The sequence below is a fragment of the Methylobacterium sp. AC433 genome, assembly GCF_979253015.1.
In genome coordinates this window covers 1-311 of the sequence record NZ_CEEDBN010000055.1, presented here as the reverse complement: position 1 = coordinate 311, position 311 = coordinate 1, and the positions used below count along the sequence as shown (strand labels likewise).

Sequence of the window (311 nt, the reverse complement as noted above, 5' to 3'; positions counted from 1 at the left end):
GGCTGCCGCCCACGTAGATCTCGCCGCCATCGGGCCGCTCCAGCAGGCCGGCGAGGTGCCGGAGCGTGCTCTTGCCGGCGCCCGAGGGCGCCACCAGGGCGACGAGGTCGCCCGGCCAGATCGCGAAATCCGCCCGACGCAGGATCTCGAGGGCGCCGGCCCCGTCGCCGGCCCCTTGCGCGTAGCGCCGCTCCACCTTGGCGAAGAACAGGGCCGGGACCGGCTGCGCGCCGGGCGCCGCGGCTTTCGTGGTCATGGATGTTCGGGCCTCAGCCGTAGCGCAGGGCCTGCACCGGATCGAGCCGGGCGGC

General features: G+C 75.9%; 1 protein-coding gene. It reads right to left on the bottom strand.

Annotated features, from left to right (window positions below; all coding sequences use genetic code 11):
• Positions 1-256 (bottom strand): ATP-binding cassette domain-containing protein (locus AC0IWM_RS23720; protein WP_471759132.1); only part of this gene is annotated, 256 nt, incomplete at its 3' end.
• Positions 257-311 lie beyond the last annotated feature (55 nt).